General features: G+C 39.7%; 18 protein-coding genes and 1 pseudogene. 8 read left to right on the forward strand and 11 right to left on the reverse strand.

Annotation, left to right across the window (positions count from 1 at the left end; genetic code table 11):
* Positions 1-1,080: dicarboxylate/amino acid:cation symporter (locus tag ADIARSV_RS17500; RefSeq protein WP_040300538.1), on the reverse strand; the 1,080-nt coding region annotated here is incomplete at its 3' end.
* Between the two features lie 63 nt (positions 1,081-1,143).
* Between ADIARSV_RS17500 and ADIARSV_RS17505 the strand changes: the two genes are divergently transcribed.
* The 3 genes from ADIARSV_RS17505 to ADIARSV_RS17515 are packed head-to-tail and all read left to right on the forward strand — an operon-like array spanning position 1,144 to position 2,771.
* On the forward strand, positions 1,144-1,665 hold the full coding sequence (locus tag ADIARSV_RS17505; RefSeq protein ID WP_016196979.1) for a hypothetical protein: 522 nt from the start codon (positions 1,144-1,146) through the stop codon (positions 1,663-1,665).
* Positions 1,666-1,696: 31 nt separating this feature from the next.
* The gene (locus ADIARSV_RS17510) at positions 1,697-2,194 is read left to right on the forward strand and encodes an RNA polymerase sigma factor (protein WP_016196980.1); all 498 of its coding nucleotides are present in this window, start codon (positions 1,697-1,699) and stop codon (positions 2,192-2,194) included.
* Positions 2,181-2,771 carry a hypothetical protein gene (locus ADIARSV_RS17515; protein ID WP_040300540.1) on the forward strand — a complete coding sequence of 197 codons (591 nt, stop codon included), beginning with the start codon at positions 2,181-2,183 and terminating at the stop codon, positions 2,769-2,771. The genes ADIARSV_RS17510 and ADIARSV_RS17515 overlap by 14 nt, the downstream gene beginning before the upstream one ends.
* On the opposite strand, the gene ADIARSV_RS17520 is transcribed toward ADIARSV_RS17515, so the two are convergent.
* From ADIARSV_RS17520 to ADIARSV_RS17535, 4 genes are all read right to left on the reverse strand, one after another.
* Positions 2,768-3,409 carry a hypothetical protein gene (locus ADIARSV_RS17520; RefSeq protein WP_016196982.1) on the reverse strand — a complete coding sequence of 214 codons (642 nt, stop codon included), beginning with the start codon at positions 3,407-3,409 and terminating at the stop codon, positions 2,768-2,770. The genes ADIARSV_RS17515 and ADIARSV_RS17520 overlap by 4 nt on opposite strands.
* Before the next feature lie 40 nt (positions 3,410-3,449).
* Positions 3,450-4,031, reverse strand: a complete 582-nt coding sequence (locus ADIARSV_RS17525) for a DUF4230 domain-containing protein (RefSeq protein WP_016196983.1) — start codon at positions 4,029-4,031, stop codon at positions 3,450-3,452.
* Positions 4,032-4,104: 73 nt separating this feature from the next.
* Positions 4,105-5,061 (reverse strand): thioredoxin-disulfide reductase, encoded by a 957-nt coding sequence (gene trxB / locus ADIARSV_RS17530; protein WP_016196984.1) that lies wholly within the window; start codon positions 5,059-5,061, stop codon positions 4,105-4,107.
* Between the two features lie 53 nt (positions 5,062-5,114).
* A complete protein-coding gene (locus ADIARSV_RS17535) occupies positions 5,115-5,696 on the reverse strand; it encodes an LOG family protein (RefSeq protein WP_016196985.1) in 582 nt (193 codons plus the stop codon).
* A gap of 61 nt (positions 5,697-5,757) precedes the next feature.
* Between ADIARSV_RS17535 and ADIARSV_RS17540 the strand changes: the two genes are divergently transcribed.
* On the forward strand, positions 5,758-6,009 hold the full coding sequence (locus ADIARSV_RS17540; RefSeq protein ID WP_040300543.1) for a hypothetical protein: 252 nt from the start codon (positions 5,758-5,760) through the stop codon (positions 6,007-6,009).
* Between the two features lie 28 nt (positions 6,010-6,037).
* Here the strand turns inward: ADIARSV_RS17540 and guaB are convergent, their stop codons facing one another.
* From guaB to ADIARSV_RS17555, 3 genes are all read right to left on the reverse strand, one after another.
* Positions 6,038-7,510, reverse strand: a complete 1,473-nt coding sequence (guaB, locus tag ADIARSV_RS17545) for an IMP dehydrogenase (protein ID WP_016196986.1) — start codon at positions 7,508-7,510, stop codon at positions 6,038-6,040.
* A 692-nt stretch (positions 7,511-8,202) separates the two neighbouring features.
* Positions 8,203-9,264 carry a DNA topoisomerase IB gene (locus ADIARSV_RS17550; RefSeq protein ID WP_016196987.1) on the reverse strand — a complete coding sequence of 354 codons (1,062 nt, stop codon included), beginning with the start codon at positions 9,262-9,264 and terminating at the stop codon, positions 8,203-8,205.
* On the reverse strand, positions 9,261-10,085 hold the full coding sequence (locus ADIARSV_RS17555) for an alpha/beta fold hydrolase (protein WP_016196988.1): 825 nt from the start codon (positions 10,083-10,085) through the stop codon (positions 9,261-9,263). Before ADIARSV_RS17555 ends, ADIARSV_RS17550 begins: the two co-directional genes overlap by 4 nt.
* A gap of 94 nt (positions 10,086-10,179) precedes the next feature.
* Here ADIARSV_RS17555 and ADIARSV_RS17560 point away from each other — a divergent pair, with 94 nt between their 5' ends.
* Positions 10,180-11,097 (forward strand): alpha/beta hydrolase, encoded by a 918-nt coding sequence (locus ADIARSV_RS17560; protein WP_016196989.1) that lies wholly within the window; start codon positions 10,180-10,182, stop codon positions 11,095-11,097.
* An 8-nt stretch (positions 11,098-11,105) separates the two neighbouring features.
* The gene (locus ADIARSV_RS17565; protein ID WP_016196990.1) at positions 11,106-12,080 is read left to right on the forward strand and encodes a Gfo/Idh/MocA family protein; all 975 of its coding nucleotides are present in this window, start codon (positions 11,106-11,108) and stop codon (positions 12,078-12,080) included.
* Here ADIARSV_RS17565 and ADIARSV_RS17570 read toward each other — a convergent pair.
* Positions 12,057-13,022, reverse strand: coding sequence for a 1-phosphofructokinase family hexose kinase (locus ADIARSV_RS17570; RefSeq protein WP_016196991.1), 966 nt, complete (start codon positions 13,020-13,022; stop codon positions 12,057-12,059). The two genes, ADIARSV_RS17565 and ADIARSV_RS17570, sit on opposite strands and share 24 nt — an antisense overlap.
* A 237-nt stretch (positions 13,023-13,259) precedes the next feature.
* On the opposite strand from ADIARSV_RS17570, the gene ADIARSV_RS17575 reads away from it, so the two are divergent.
* The gene (locus ADIARSV_RS17575) at positions 13,260-13,745 is read left to right on the forward strand and encodes a CinA family protein (protein WP_016196992.1); all 486 of its coding nucleotides are present in this window, start codon (positions 13,260-13,262) and stop codon (positions 13,743-13,745) included.
* Here the strand turns inward: ADIARSV_RS17575 and ADIARSV_RS17580 are convergent.
* Positions 13,737-14,198, reverse strand: coding sequence for a deoxycytidylate deaminase (locus tag ADIARSV_RS17580; RefSeq protein ID WP_016196993.1), 462 nt, complete (start codon positions 14,196-14,198; stop codon positions 13,737-13,739). The genes ADIARSV_RS17575 and ADIARSV_RS17580 overlap by 9 nt on opposite strands.
* Positions 14,199-14,399: 201 nt before the next feature.
* Here ADIARSV_RS17580 and ADIARSV_RS17585 point away from each other — a divergent pair, with 201 nt between their 5' ends.
* Positions 14,400-15,029, forward strand: coding sequence for a LysE family translocator (locus tag ADIARSV_RS17585; RefSeq protein ID WP_016196995.1), 630 nt, complete (start codon positions 14,400-14,402; stop codon positions 15,027-15,029).
* On the opposite strand, the pseudogene ADIARSV_RS17590 reads toward ADIARSV_RS17585, so the two are convergent.
* Positions 15,026-16,024 (reverse strand): annotated as a pseudogene (locus tag ADIARSV_RS17590) (amidophosphoribosyltransferase); the annotation flags it as partial. The gene ADIARSV_RS17585 and the pseudogene ADIARSV_RS17590 sit on opposite strands and share 4 nt — an antisense overlap.

Genomic DNA, 16,024 nt, shown 5'->3' on the forward strand with positions numbered 1-16,024 from the left:
CCCTACAAAGACAGTTGCTAAGGCCAAATATAAGGTTGTTCCATCTAAATTAAAACTATATCCTGTAGGCATTACGAATGCCACTATTTTACGGGGAACACCCATCTTTTCCAGGTTCTCCATGGCACGCGGAAGTGCTGCCTCAGAGCTGGTTGTAGCAAACGCAATGGACACAGGTCCTGCTATTGCCGCTAAAAACTGTTTAATCGGTACACCTACAATCAGTGCTATCGGCAACAGTACGCCCAACAGAAAGACTAGTAACGCTACATAAAGCGTGGCTAAAAGCTGTATTAAGTTGACCAGAATTCCCAATCCCATATGCCCAACGGTATAAGCAATGGCTGCACCTACTCCAATCGGAGCAAAATACATCACGATATTCGTAAATTTAAACATTACCTCAGAAAGACTTTCTACAAAGTTCAGCATCGGCAACCGTTTATCTTCCCGCACCATGGCTAACCCAATACCAAATAAAATACTAAAAATAACGACCTGCAAAATCTGCCCTTCCGCTATAGATTTAGCAATATTTTCCGGAAATATATGTAAAATAATATCTGTAGTGGTCTGCGCAACAACAGTAGGTAATTCTTCATGAATCCCTGCAGGAATTTTTATCCCTACTCCTGCCTGTGAAATATTAATAGCAGCCAATCCAATAAACAAAGCAATCGTAGTAACTACTTCGAAATATAAAATCGACTTCCAACCCATTCTTCCCACCTGCTTTAAGTCAGCATGCCCTGCAATACCATATACCAATGTCGCAAATAATAATGGAGCCACAATTGTCTTGATCATTTTCAAGAAAACTTTACTTAAAACCTGGAGATCCATCCCGATCTGCGGATAATCATGTCCTATTTCTGCACCAATAACCATAGATATTAATATCCAGGAGGTTAATGATTTCTTCATTATAGCATATAAAACTAAGCCTCCGATAGCAAGCCATCTCGAGAAAATTAGGGCTATATCAGGTATAGCAAAAATGTTATAATGATTTAAAAATAATAAAATAGCGGCTATGGAAACCGTAATGAGAGCAATATAACCCGAATTTTTTAACTTCATGAAGACATTTTAATCTTAACAAATGTAATTTTTTTAGCTTTACCACACAAATAATGATTTCTGATGAAACCCGAAAGTCTAACTGAAATAAAAAAAGAGATAAAAAGCATCAATCCCACCGAATTGGTTGAAATCTGTTTTAAACTGGCTAAATTTAAAAAAGAAAACAAAGAATTCCTTCATTATTTGCTTTATGAGTCTGAATATCCACTCAATTATGCCGAAAAGGTTAAATCATCCCTTCAACCCAGCCTTGAATCTTTGAATAAAAGCAATTATTTAAAGATGAAAGAACTTCGAAAACAACTTCGGATTGTTACGAAACATATTCGTTACACGTCTTCAATTGAAGTTGAAATCACACTTCTAACCTGGTTTGCCACCATGATGGTCCACTATGCAGACGTAAGATCGTCTAATAAAGCCCTATTTGCTTTATTTACCCGACAGCTGGAGAAGATTCATAAATCATTTGCAAAACTTCACGAGGACCTTCAATTGGATTATAGCGAACCCTACATCGCCCTATTGGATCAAGCCGAAAAATTCATTAATGGCTTCCACAAAGAAAGGTATACCTTGTAACAAAAAACCACTCCTACAATCTAAATTTTTAATGACACATAAGGAAACTCTTTTTGGCGATATTTTCAAGGCGAATTCCAAAAAGATTTATCACCTATGTTACGGTTATACCGGTGATGATGATGCTGCAAATGATCTGATGCAGGAAACCTTTATGAAGGTATGGCAAAACCTGGATAAATTCAGAAATCAGGCCATGATATCTACCTGGATTTATAGAATAGCGGTAAACACTTGCCTGTCCTGGCTTCGGGTAGAGAAACGCCAGGCTAAAGACCCATTAACAAACGACATCATTGAAAATAGCATTGAAGAGTTCTCAGATAAAAATGAGCAGGTTGATAAATTATACAAATGTATTGCTCAACTCGAAGAACATGAACGCCTCATTATAACCATGGTTCTGGATGAACTGCCTTACGCTGAAATTGCCGAGATTTCAGGAGTTTCTGAAGGTAATTTACGCGTTAAGATACATCGCATTAAAAATAAGCTGACTGAAATATATAATCGTTATGAAAGATTTTAACGCTTTGAAGGATTTGTGGAAGGGTCAGACAGATGAACCTAAGATGAACTACGAGGACCTCCTAAAGGATGTCGGGAAATCGAATCGTAGTTTATCGAATAAAATACTTTTAGAAACGCTTGTCATGTTGGCAGGCATCATTCTATTTATCTGGATTTGGCACCACTTTTCGTTCCTCATGTGGACGACCCACGTTTCCCTTGCCATCCTCATTAGCTGTTGCTTATATTATGTAACGGTCGAATTTCTGGATTATAAAAGCCTGTCCCGATCCGATCAGGTATTACAAAAGCCAGACGAGTATGTCCATTATTTAAAAGAATATAGCAGGAGCCGACATCGGTTTAACACACAAAATTATCTAATTTACAGCTTGTTTATTGGTTTAGCCATCTGCCTTTATTCCATCGAAGTATATTACGTTTCGCCGCTATGGCAAACTATCTTAGCTGCTGTATTCACTATCGGCTGGTTCTTAGTATGCTGGAAACTAATGATTGGTTACAGGAAACGCGAACAGGAGCGTCTTGATGACATGATCACCAACCTGGAAAAATTAAAGAACCAATTCCATTAATCCGCTTTTTTATCTGTTTTTATCTCATTTACAGAAAAACTATTCCCCCGGATACTATACTCCAATAACTTTTTACCAGTAGGTTTCGTCCCGGCAGTATCACTTTCATCAAACAGAGAAAACTCTCTGAATAATGAACCATCCTTGATGTAAAGCAAATCTTTACCGCGATATAATTTCTTTGTCGAATTCGTTAAATCAGGGAATTTAAGTTCTTTATAAGATCCGTTTTCAGAAAATTCATATACATAAAGAGATAAGTAATGATCCTTCTCTGTTCCAACTGCCTGTATGAAAACTTCCGGATTTCCATCCGAATCCATATCCATATTCCAGGCATCCGTGATCTTTCCATCCAGTTCGCCAGTGATCGACTTATATTCATTATTCAGCGAGTCGGAACGTAGAATAAGATAAGCAGCAGCCGATTTGGCTCCTCTGCCCCAGCTCAATATATCCAACGTTAAACCTGGTTTAATTTCCACTACCTTATGTACATGAAAAGGCTGAGGAAGAACAACCTTTGCAACCGCGTCTTTAACCTGCTTTTTATCTACAGTAGTTGACGTACAGGAAAACAGGCAAGTAGTAGCACCCAAAAATAAGGAAGAAATGACAATCTGATAAGAAATTTTCATGTTCGGTATTTAATTAAACAATTAAGGCTAAAATAAAAAATTATTTAAACTTAATGCCAACCCGTTTACCGGAAATATTTTCAAGAATAGGCTTAAAAATAACAAAAGCATTCTCTCTGGTCTTACCCATGATATCCATATCTTTCGCATTTTGCAAAAGCCGCTGCTCTGCTAGTTTATAAATCTCCTCTACCATCGTTTTTGTATCATCAGCAAACCAGGATCCCGTTACATCGTAAACGCGCGACCTTTTATGATCCAATTTAAAATAACAGATTTCAGGCTGAGGCAAATAAACAGTGATCGAGTCTTCAGAAGACTTTTCAATATCTTCCTGTTTCATTTTGGTTAGGTCGATACATCCCGCCACTTCTCCTGCAGCAACGAGTAAAATCTTTTTGTCAGGCAATAAAGTCCTCAACTCTTTTTTCTCAATTACATCCTTCATATTATATTTCACCAACTCCAGCTTACCGATACTGGTGATCTTTTCAATCATCACATCCTCAGTAATCTCAGTACGGGTTTCTACGAATTGTTTTTTAACGTAAAAGAAAAAGCCTACCAGTAAGACAATAGTAACGATCGAGAATAAAAGCGTAAACAAGATTCTTTTCTGCATATAAGAGTTTCAGACTTATGAAGGATATAAATTGCCTGCACAAGGCAATTTATATTTTAAGGTAAATAAAATTTTAAACGGTTTGTTCAAATTCCTTTGCAGCCAGGTAGCGTTCTGCTTCCAGAGCAGCCATACAACCTGTTCCAGCAGCTGTTACAGCTTGACGGAATAGATGATCCTGCGCGTCGCCACAGGCAAATACACCTTCTATATTGGTTTGTGTAGAATCACTTTTTGTAATCAGATAACCGGTTTCATCCATATCCAACCAGCCCTTAAAGATATCCGTATTCGGCTTATGGCCAATAGCCACAAAAAATCCGGCTACTGGAATGATCTTTTCTTCCTGTGTTTGGTTATTGAGCACCCTAATACCGGTTACATTCAACCCATCACCTACAATTTCTTCGGTCACTGTGTTGTAATGGATCTCAATATTAGGCGTATTCAATACGCGGAATTTCATAGCCTTAGAAGCTCTGAATTCATCTCTCCTCACCAACATATGCACCTTACTGCACAGCTTGGCCAGATAAGTTGCTTCTTCTGCTGCAGTATCACCAGCACCTACAATAGCTACTTCCAGGCCTTTAAAAAAGAACCCATCACATACGGCACAGGCGGAAACGCCAAAGCCATTATATTTTTGCTCACTGGGAAGACCCAGCCATTTTGCTGTTGCACCGGTAGCAATTATTACCGTATCAGCTGTAATGGTTCTCACTTCATCGATCACCACTTTATGTGGTGTGCTTGAAAAATCTACCGATGTTGCATAACCAAACCTGATTTGAGTACCAAAACGCTCTGCCTGCTTGCGGAAATCTTCCATCATAACGGGTCCCATGATTCCATCAGGATATCCTGGAAAGTTTTCTACATCAGTAGTTTGGGTAAGCTGTCCACCCGGGACAATCCCTGTATATAATACGGGCTTAAGATCAGCGCGGGCTGCATAAATTGCTGCAGTATATCCTGCTGGTCCTGAACCTATAATTAGGCATTGAACATGTTCTGTTTCCTGATACATAAAAATTAATTATTTTACAAAAATACGAGATTTATAAGGGATACCAATCAGGTTTATGTAAGATTACGCTCCTTAAACCAAAGCTCATCTGTGATGCCATTAAACTGATCCATTTTGGCTATCAATACTTCCGGATCTGACTCATTAAAGACCATATCGCGGTTCTCCTGCCTTAAAAATTTCTGCTTTACCATGACATCCATTTGCGCAAAAAGATGATCGTAATACCCACCTACGTTCAATACGCCGATTGGTTTATTATGCAGGCCCAGCTGAAGCCAGGTCAGCACTTCAAAAAACTCTTCCATCGTACCTAATCCACCGGGAAGGATGATGAACCCATCGGATATATCGGCCATATTTTTCTTCCGCTGATGCATATTCTCCGTAATGATGAGTTGTGTTAATTCGATATGGGGCACCTGATCGAACAAAAACTGAGGAATTACTCCTGTTACTGTCCCGCCATTTGCCATTATCGCAGTAGAAATCAATCCCATTAACCCGACATTACCTCCACCGTAAACCATGTTGATCTGTTTACTTATAAACAGGGATGCTAATTTTTCAACTGATTCTTTTAACTCTGGATCTCCGTTGAAACCAGACCCACAATAGATGCATATACTTTTCATAGAAAACTAAAATACGAAATGAAAATTAATGTTTTGATTAAGATGAACAAGAAAGGATTAGATGGTAATAGACTCGGGTCAGCCGGGTAACATCTGGCCTATAGCTGGGTTATCTTCGGCTTCATTAAAGCTTCGTTGTGACTTCGTGGTTCGACTCGAGACGAAGCTGCAAGCCAGCACCAAAGGTGCAAAGACGAACAAACAAGCACGAAGCAGACCTCGTATTGCTTTCCAGACCCTAGCTAGTCTCTTGCAAGATTATAAATTCAACACCAACATGCTTAAATCGGTTAATAAACAGATCAGGACGTAAATCCCCTGATCTGTTTATTCAGAGCCAACTATCTGCTGGTATAATTTGGAGCTTCTTTAGTGATAGTAATATCGTGTGGGTGACTTTCACGCATTCCGGCAGCGGTGATGCGTACAAAACGGGCATTTTGTAGTTGCTCAACAGTGGCAGCACCACAGTAATGCATTCCTGCTCTTAAACCGCCAATGTATTGATAAATAACCTCGCTTAATGTGCCTTTGTAAGGTACACGACCTACAATTCCTTCCGGAACCAGTTTGGTAACCACATCGGTATCGTCCTGAAAGTAGCGATCTTTAGATCCCTTTTCCATCGCATCCACAGAGCCCATACCACGGTAAGATTTAAACTTTCTTCCTTCATACAGGATAGTTTCACCTGGAGATTCTTCCACACCTGCAAATAAGGAACCTGCCATGATGGTGCTTGCTCCGGCCGCTAAGGCTTTAACAATATCGCCGGTCTGTTTGATACCGCCATCAGCTATTACCGGAACATTTCGTCCCCGGAGTGCCTTAGCGCATTCGTAAACTGCATAAAGTTGTGGAACCCCTACACCTGCCACAATACGGGTGGTGCAAATTGAACCTGGACCAATACCTACTTTTACAGCATCAGCACCGGCATCTGCCAGCGCAATAGCCGCTTCAGCGGTACCAATATTTCCTGCTATAACCTGTAGTTCGGGATATAACTTTTTAATGGCTTTAACCATGTTAATTACTCCGGCAGAATGTCCGTGAGCGGTATCGACAACCACAACGTCTACACCGGCCTGAACCAATGCAGTAACACGTTCTATATTATCAGCGGCTACGCCAACACCTGCTCCAACTCGTAAACGACCTAAATCATCTTTACAAGCCAAAGGGTAATTTTTATATTTCTGGATATCTTTGAATGTTATCAGACCAACAAGCTTTCCATCACTGTTTACTACCGGAAGTTTCTCTATTTTATATTCCTGTAAGATCACCTCTGCCTCAACCAATGTAGTTCCCTGTACAGCAGTGATCAGGTTTTCTTTTGTCATGACCTTACTTAAAGGCAAACTCATATCTTTCTGGAAACGAAGGTCACGGTTTGTGATAATGCCGACTAAGATACCATCCGGATTAATTACTGGAATTCCACCAATGCCATTATCCTTCATGATTTTACTAGCCTCCCCTACTAAGGCATTTTCAGGAAGAGTTACCGGATCCTGAATGATCCCACTTTCCGATCGTTTTACTTTCCTTACTTGTTCAGCCTGACGTTCAATCGTCATGTTTTTATGCAGAATGCCGATACCACCAGCCTGTGCAATTGCGATTGCCAGTCCTGATTCAGTAACAGTATCCATAGCTGCTGAAACAATTGGAATATTTAAGCGAATTTTTTTTGTGAGATTTGAGCTGGTATTCACATCCCTTGGGAGGACTTCGGAATAAGCTGGTATGAGTAAAACGTCATCGTATGTAAGACCATCGGAAACGAATTTTTCAGGATCAAGCTGCATAGCAAATAGGTGTTTATTTGCAGGGCAAAGCTACAGAAAATTGCGTAGTTATACAACACTTTGTATCATCTAAGTGCTAAATTCTACATTATGTGTGTAGTTTATTTAGTACAACCTATTAGCGGCTAGATATAAAGCATCACAAAAGAAGCTTTTTTAAACGCGCTAATGTCACAATACTTGACTTAATAGAAAATAAATTGCCATTTAGCTTCAAATTCCAGTTTATGGCAGGCTTTTTTCTATAGTGTAAGTACAATTAAAGATTATGAAAAATTACACGAAACTTAGACTGAAGATGTGGAATCTTGTAGGAGGAGTTCAACAACTTATTTTTGTTTACTTCAGGATCTAATTTCAGATACGCGTTCGCTAATAAGCTTGCTATAACTAAATTTTCGCTGAGGACTCAGACTTTCAAAAGTCGGGTCAATATCGCCTAATTAACTACATAAAAACGAACCGGTTAGAGCTATTTGGACTTTCCTTCCGAATAACTAAACCTATTGCGATTACCGGCATTAACCCCAGTCAAAATAACTTTAGCATTCTTTCAACCCACAAACATTCACATAATCAACTTACCACTCTTTGAACAACCATCAAATTGATTTTGTAGGCTTGTAATCCAGTTTCAAATATTCATTTGGAGATCGAAATTAACCTTTCGTAAAAATCTGCACAGATCCCTTTTATTTCAATAAACTTTTCTTTTTCCTTTCGGAACGGAGAAAACTTAACAGCACTTTTTCATCTGCATTTAGAGAAGTATCTGTATTTTGATTCTGAGCTTTATTTACCTTTTTTAGATAAGGAAATAACGTACCTGCTTCATAAGCTTCTATAAGCGGCGGAAAAACATAATATTTCTTACATACCGTACGCGTATTTCCTAATTTATGGCAAACATGATCGAGAACGGCGAGGGTTGTTTTCTTACGTGTGGTAATTTGCTCCGAATACTCCATTTCTGAATAGGCCCTTAGAGCTTCCAGAGAGCCGGACCAGGTTCTGAAGTCTTTTGCGGTGAAATCGCAACAAGTTACTTCCTTCAGGTATCGGTTGACCATACCCGAGTCGATAGAACAATGTTTTCCTTCGGCATTGTAATACTGAAAAAGCTCTTGTCCGGGGATATCCTTACATTTTTTAACCAAACGGGCCAGATTCTTATCCGTCAGGTTAATATCATGCATCACTCCTTTTTTGCCTTTGAAGGTAAGCTTCATAGTGCTTCCTTGAATTTTGATATGTTTATCACGCAAGGTACTTAAACCATAGGAACCGTACAGTTCCTTGTATGATTCATTACCGATCCTAATATTGGTTTTTTGCATAAAGTTGACGGATATGGCCAGTACTTTACGCTCATCAAAGTTTTTGCGTTTCAGATCTTTCTGCAGTTTTCGTCGAAACTCAGGTAGCTTTTTCCCAAATTCAAGTAGCCGGTAGAACTTACTTTCATTTCTGAATGAGGACCAGGTGGAATGATAGCGGTATTGTTTTCTACCGGCCTGATCAATGCCTGTGGCCTGCAAATGGGCATTGTGATGGTAAGCAATCCAAACATTTTCCCATGCTGGAGGTAAAACCAGACTTCTAATTCTTTTCAGAATGGTTTCATCTGCTACCTCTGCCCCTTTTTCATCTACATATATATAACCTTGCCCGTTCTTTTTCCTGATGATTCCGGGTGTGGTATCATTTACATAGAAAAGGTCGTTCTCCTCCAATAATTGTTCGGTTTCGGTCATACTAGGTCTTTGTAAAATTGAGATAAAAACGTCATCATTTCGGCATTGAATGCAGCTGGATTCTCCACGTTTGGCAGATGTCCGGCATTATCAATATTCACTATATGGGAATTTTTCAATTGATGGTGTAGCATTTCAGCCTGTTCACGTGGCATCAATACATCTTCTGCTCCCCGCATAACCAATACCGGGATCTCAACCTGTGCAAGAAAAGAAGTGGAATCGGTTCGGGATGCCAGTGCAAGTTGAGCGGAACAAATGGCAGAATCGTTGGTATTGTACACCAAATTGGTAATATGATCTATCGTGGCCTGGTTTGTTTGGGCAGTTTTGTCGCTGAATATATTTTTCAGGAACGCTTCTGCAAACTCCTTCTTTGCGCCCTGAGTAATCTGTTCTATAGAAGCAAACCGCTTTAATTTGGCTTCATTTGTGTCTGCTGAGGCATTTGTATCGCAAAGAATCAAGCCCACAATATTTTCTGATGCCCGTTGAAGTGTTCGAAGTGCAATATAACCACCCATTGATACGCCACATAGAATCACATTCTTTAGCTCCAGGATCTTGATAAGGTCGTTCAGATCAGCGGCAAACAGATCAATGCTGAAGTAGGAATGTCCGCTTTCGCTTCCACCAAAACCTCTGATATCATAGGCGATCCCCTGAACATTTTCGGGTAAACTTTTCAGTTGATTCTCCCATATAGTCAGATCGAACGGGAATCCATGGATAAAAATCAGGGTAAGATCATTCTGAGCAGACTCTTTAATTTTATATTGTACTTGAAGACCGTTGATCTCCAGTTTTTTTTCTATAATCATGAAGGCAAATTTACTCCTTTAACAAAAAACTTTCTACTTAGTTCTAATGGGTGTTTTTAGATACTATTGCTATATTGCGCTTAAAATAAAACCAATGTATAAAATATTAATTCTTTTGTCAGGACTACTCATTTCAATGGAGCTTAACGCACAAACCATCATTCCATTATATACAGGAAAGGTTCCTAATTCTATTACCGCTCCCGATTATAAGGAAGAAAAAGTAGTCAATACAGAAGGGCAGATCAGGTACGGCAAAGTATCGCAACCAACGCTTGAAATTTATTTACCCGAAGCAAGTGCTGCTAATGGAGCTGCCGTTTTAATTATTCCCGGAGGAGGTTATAGTATTGTGGCCTATACCCACGAAGGAATGGATATTGCCAAAGAATTTAACAAGATGGGCATTGCTGCATTTGTATTGAAATACCGATTACCTTCTGATAAAATTATGGTGGATAAAACGATCGGACCTCTGCAGGATGCACAGCAGGGCATAAAAACTATTCGTATGCGGGCGGCAGAATGGAAAATTGATCCTGCCAAAGTTGGGATTCTGGGCTTTTCTGCAGGCGGACATCTTGCTTCTACTGAAGGAACTCATTATACTAAGGCGGTTATCGCTAATAAAGAAGGCACCAATCTTCGTCCGGACTTTATGGTATTAGTTTATCCAGTGATTAGTTTAAGCGATAGCTTAATGCATAAAGGATCCCGCGATAATTTATTAGGCAATGCAGCATCAGCTGAACAAATAAAGCTATATTCAAATGAGTTGCAGGTTACATCAGACACTCCACCAACTATATTGATCCAGGCGGGAGACGATAAAACGGTACCGGTTGGAAATAGTATCGTGTTTTATCAAAGCCTTATTGCCCATGGTGTTCCTGCGGAAATGCATCTGTATCCTAAAGGAGGACATGGATTTGGACAGGTTCCGGGAAGAACTCCCGATAAATGGACAGAGCGGGTACAACATTGGTTAAAGTCATTGGATATCATTAAATAAGGGACAGTATGGATACGATTAATTGGGGAATAATTGGGTGTGGAGATGTTACTGAACGGAAAAGCGGACCTGCATTTAACAAGGTTCCAAATTCAAGATTAGTAGCAGTGATGAGACGCGACGCTGCTAAAGTGGAAGATTATGCCAGGCGGCATGGTGTACCGAAATGGTATACTGATGCATCAGAATTGATCAACGACCCGGAGGTAAATGCTATTTATATTGCTACCCCTCCTGATTCGCATGAGAAGTATACACTGGAATCCTTAAAAGCAGGTAAACCGGTGTATGTAGAAAAGCCGATGACACTTTCCAGGGCCTCAGCAGAACGGATGTTCAATGCTTCGGAAGCGCTACAGGTTAAATTAACGGTAGCGCATTACCGCAGAGGACTTCCAATATTCAATAAAATTAAGGAATTAGTTGATAGCAAGGCTATTGGAGAGATCAGGTATGCTAATCTTCATATGTTGCAGCAATATGAATCTCCTTTAATTACGCAAACGGATGATAACTGGAGAGTGAACCCGGAGATTTCAGGAGGAGGGTTGTTTCATGACCTCGCTCCACATCAGCTGGATTTGATGCTTTTCTTTTTTGGACCGGTTAAGTCCGCGAGAGGCATTTCATCGAACCAGGCAGGATATTATAAAGCAGACGATATTGTTACTGGAGAAGTTCTTTTTGAAAACGGGATATTCTTCTCCGGATTATGGTGTTTCAGTGTACCTCCTGAAGAGCAACTTGACCTTTGCGTAATTATGGGCTCCGAAGGAAAGATCACATTTTCTGTATTTGGCAATTACTATATCCTGAGCAAAGGTGGAAAAGATGAGCGGGTGGAATTCAACCTGCCAGAAAATATTCAACATCCTATGATTGGTTTAGTAGTTGATTATTTCCTGGACAAAGGGCCGAATCCATGTGCTGGAAGTATTGGTATTGATGTAATGAATATGTTAGACAGGTTTACTCTCCGATAAATTCATAAAGAAGGGTTTGCTCAACCAGTTGAATAAACGTTCGGCATCCTCTCTTTTAAATAAGCCTGTGCCAGGGTTCATGGTTGCAGCTGTACCACAGGCAACACCCATTTTGGCCATATCGGAGTAAGAACCATCCCGCGCTAACACCGATACCATACCGGCAACCATACTATCCCCGGCTCCTACTGTACTCAGTTTTTTTACTGCAGGGGCTGGAATATACTCTGCCATATCTTTAGTAACCAGGTAAGCACCCTGAGGGCCCATAGAGACTACTACGATCTCTGCTTTACCCTGATCAATTAACTGCCTTGCGGCTTCGTTTGCGGATTCATTATCCAGTGATTCAATTCCGGTAAGAGTACCCAGTTCTCCTAAATTCGGTTTAAGCAGGAACACACCTTCTTCTAAAACCTCTTTTAAAGCATCTCCGGAAGTATCAACGATGACTTTAGCCGATTTATCTTTGACCAGTTTAACCAGCTTACGCAAATATGAAGCGGATACTCCCGGAGGCATACTTCCACTGATAACAACGATATCGGGAAATGGGCTAAGTCCGGCTATTTTTTCGAGAATCCTTTCCTGTTCCTCCTCTGAAATGGCATAACCAGGCATCCCAAAGCGGTATTGTTGGTTGGTTGATTTCTCTACTACGATAAAGTTTTCTCTGGTGGTACCCGAAACTTCAAAAGGGTCCACTGTTACTTGTTCTGCTGCAATTAATTCTTTAAGTAAATCGCCTGTACGGCCTCCTGAAAGGAAAAAAGCAGTGGAAATAATATCCAGCCTCACAAGTCCCCGCGATACATTAATACCTCCCCCACCCGGGTGAAAAAGTGGCATATTACATCTTAATTTCTTTTCAGGAGCAATAAGGTCTACCGAGCAGCTTTTATCAACAGCGGGGTTTAGGGTAATTGTTAAAATATTCTTCATTAAATTTTATATTTAGGTAACGGCTGCATCAGAGAAGGATTTAGATCTCCTTTTAAATGACAGCGAATTGGGTTCATGTTGTGATACAAACATTATGAAGTACGATTTGACAACAAACACAGAATTGGATTACCAATCTGCTTCGATAACATTCAAAAATAGGTATTGTTAGTTAAATAAGCACTATAAGAAAATATATGTATTTGCTTTTATAAAAATTGTTCTATATTTATTTCTATGATACCTAAAACTGTAATTGCCTGCTGTCATACTCTTTCGGAAAAGGGCATGACGATATCATTTGCTGAAGGTGTAACAGCTGGAAAGTTAACGTACGATTTCAGCTCTGTACCGAATTGTGGATCTATTAAATTAGGTTCTATTGTCTGTTATGACCGATCGGTTAAAGAAAAACTGATGGGCATCAGTCCGGATGTTATTGATAAATATTCGGCCGTATCTCCTGAAGTGACTCAGTTACTGGTACAGGGATTAAAAGAATTGATCCCCGCAGATGTCATGATCGCGGTTACCGGACTAGCAGTCCCCACAGAGGATGAATCTCCTGAAAAGCCTTTAGGAACTATTTTTGTAAGCGGTTCAATCATGGGAAATTCCTGGGAGACTACATTTTTGTTTGAGGGAAGTCAGGATGACATCATCAACCAAACGATTGATGCCATTGCGGTGATCCTGTTAGATGAACTCACAAAATCACATTAACACTTGCTGCGTTTCAACTCCAAAGCGATTGAGAAATTCCACACCTTCATCCTTATCTAAACCTTTATACTGTGCATACGAATTTTTATACAGCACCTTTTTAATACCAGTTGAAAAGATGATTCGAGCACAGGACAAACAGGGTGATAAGGTAACATATAAAGTAGCCCCTTCCAGGTCTGTCCCATTTTTTGAAGCATATAAAATTGCATTTTCCTCTGCATGGAGAGCTAAAGAGCAACTTCCTTTGGCGTCGCGGGCACAACCTGTTTCAGGATACTCTTCATCGCAGTTATGGGTGCCTGCAGGAGGGCCATTGTACCCGATGGATATAATACGGGTATCTTTTGTTAAAACGGCCCCAACCTGGGCTTTTACACAGTGTGAACGTTTAGCAAGATCGCTTGCTAAATTCATGAATATATTTCCGAAGCTTGGTTTTTCTACTAACATAAAAAGCAATAAAAATTTGTTTTTGGCGTATAGGATTGAGACTAACCCAATACAACCTTTCAAAATTAATTTAATTTACAACTACTAAGAGAATATTAACATCATTATGAGGGATTTAAAAAGTCGTTTTTTATATAATACACGAATGAGTCACTTTTTTGATCATAATTTTGGATATTCGCAGACTTCCAACCAAACTAGATGCTCGAAACAATAATTTCTGGTATAGGACTTGGCATAGTTCTTTCATTCGCGACCGGCCCTGTTTTTTTCGCTTTGTTGAAAACTAGTATAGAAAGAGGTTTTCATGCTGGCATTTGTCTTGCAGGCGGTGTTTTGTTAAGTGATGTAATATATGTGGCCTTGGCGCTTTATGGATCGTCCTATATACAGTTTGAAAATCAGTACCGCGTCCCTATTGGGATGGCAGGTGCAGCAGTAATGATGGGAATAGGTTTTTATTACCTGCTTAAAAAAGTTCAGATTAATTATGATAACGTAACTTCTACAAAAAGGAACACCGGTTATTTTTTAAAAGGTTTTCTGATGTGCATATTCAACCCTTCGCTTTTATTGTATTGGGTAAGTGTTACCAGTGGAATTATTTCCGTTACCGGAGAAATTAAAGCGGAAATGGTGATACCTTTTTTCGGATCAATTCTGATCACTCAGTTCAGCATGGATTCATTAAAAGCTTATTATGCCAATAAATTACGCTACAAAATAAAAGAGAGAACCATCTTACTCCTGAATAGGGTAGCTGGTTCTCTCATTATGATCTTTGCACTGAAGCTAATCTATAATCTGGTATTTAATATACCGCTGATCTAAACGTATGCTCTTTGGTTTTTACCTTCAACCCAATTCATAAAAGCTTTGTTCACTACTTTGTTTCCTCCTGGAGTAGGGTAATTACCGGAGAAATACCAGTCACCCAAATGATCAGGAATAGCTTTATGCAGGTTATCAAGGGTTTGATAAATTACCTTAACACTGGAATGAATGCCTTTAGGCGAAATGATTTGTGCAATCTTGCCTGAGATTTGATCGTCAGTAAAAGGGGCATAAATCGCCTTGATGAAATTCTCCTTCTTCTCCCTGCCATCAAGTATCGCTTGTTGACACTTTGCATAGGTCTCATCAATAATATGTTCAAGTCCCGCATCTTTTAATAGGGCAATAGCTGCTTCAAAAGCAACAAACTCACCCATTCTGGACATATCAATACCATAACAATCCGGATAACGAATTTGAGGGGCTGATGATACCACAATAATTCGTTTAGGACCTAAGCGATCGAGAATTCGTAAAATACTTTGTCTCAGCGTAGTTCCTCTAACTATAGAATCATCAATTACAACTAAATTGTCTTCTCCGCTTTTCACAACGCCGTACGTGGTATCGTAAACATGTGAAACCATGTCCTGCCTGTCGGCATCCTGCGTAATAAAAGTACGAAGCTTGACGTCCTTGATCGCAATTTTCTCTACCCGGGGTGCCATACTCAACACTTCTTCCAGTTCTTCATCTGAAATCTTATCAGCGCGCTTCAGGAGTGTTTCCTTCTGGTATTTCTTAATGTACTTATGAAGACCCTCAACCATACCGTAAAACGCAACCTCTGCAGTATTAGGGATGAAAGAGAATACGGTATTTTTTAAATCACAGTTTACAGCTTCAAGGATTTGCGGACAAAGCAATCTTCCTAATTGTTTTCTCTCCCGATAGATGGAGGCATCGCTCCCACGGGAGAAATAGATCCGTTCAAATGAACATGACTTCTGTTCCTGAGGCTCACGAAACATTTCCTCCGAAATCTGACCATT

The sequence above is a fragment of the Arcticibacter svalbardensis MN12-7 genome, assembly GCF_000403135.1.
GTDB classification, from domain to species: Bacteria; Bacteroidota; Bacteroidia; order Sphingobacteriales; family Sphingobacteriaceae; genus Arcticibacter; species Arcticibacter svalbardensis.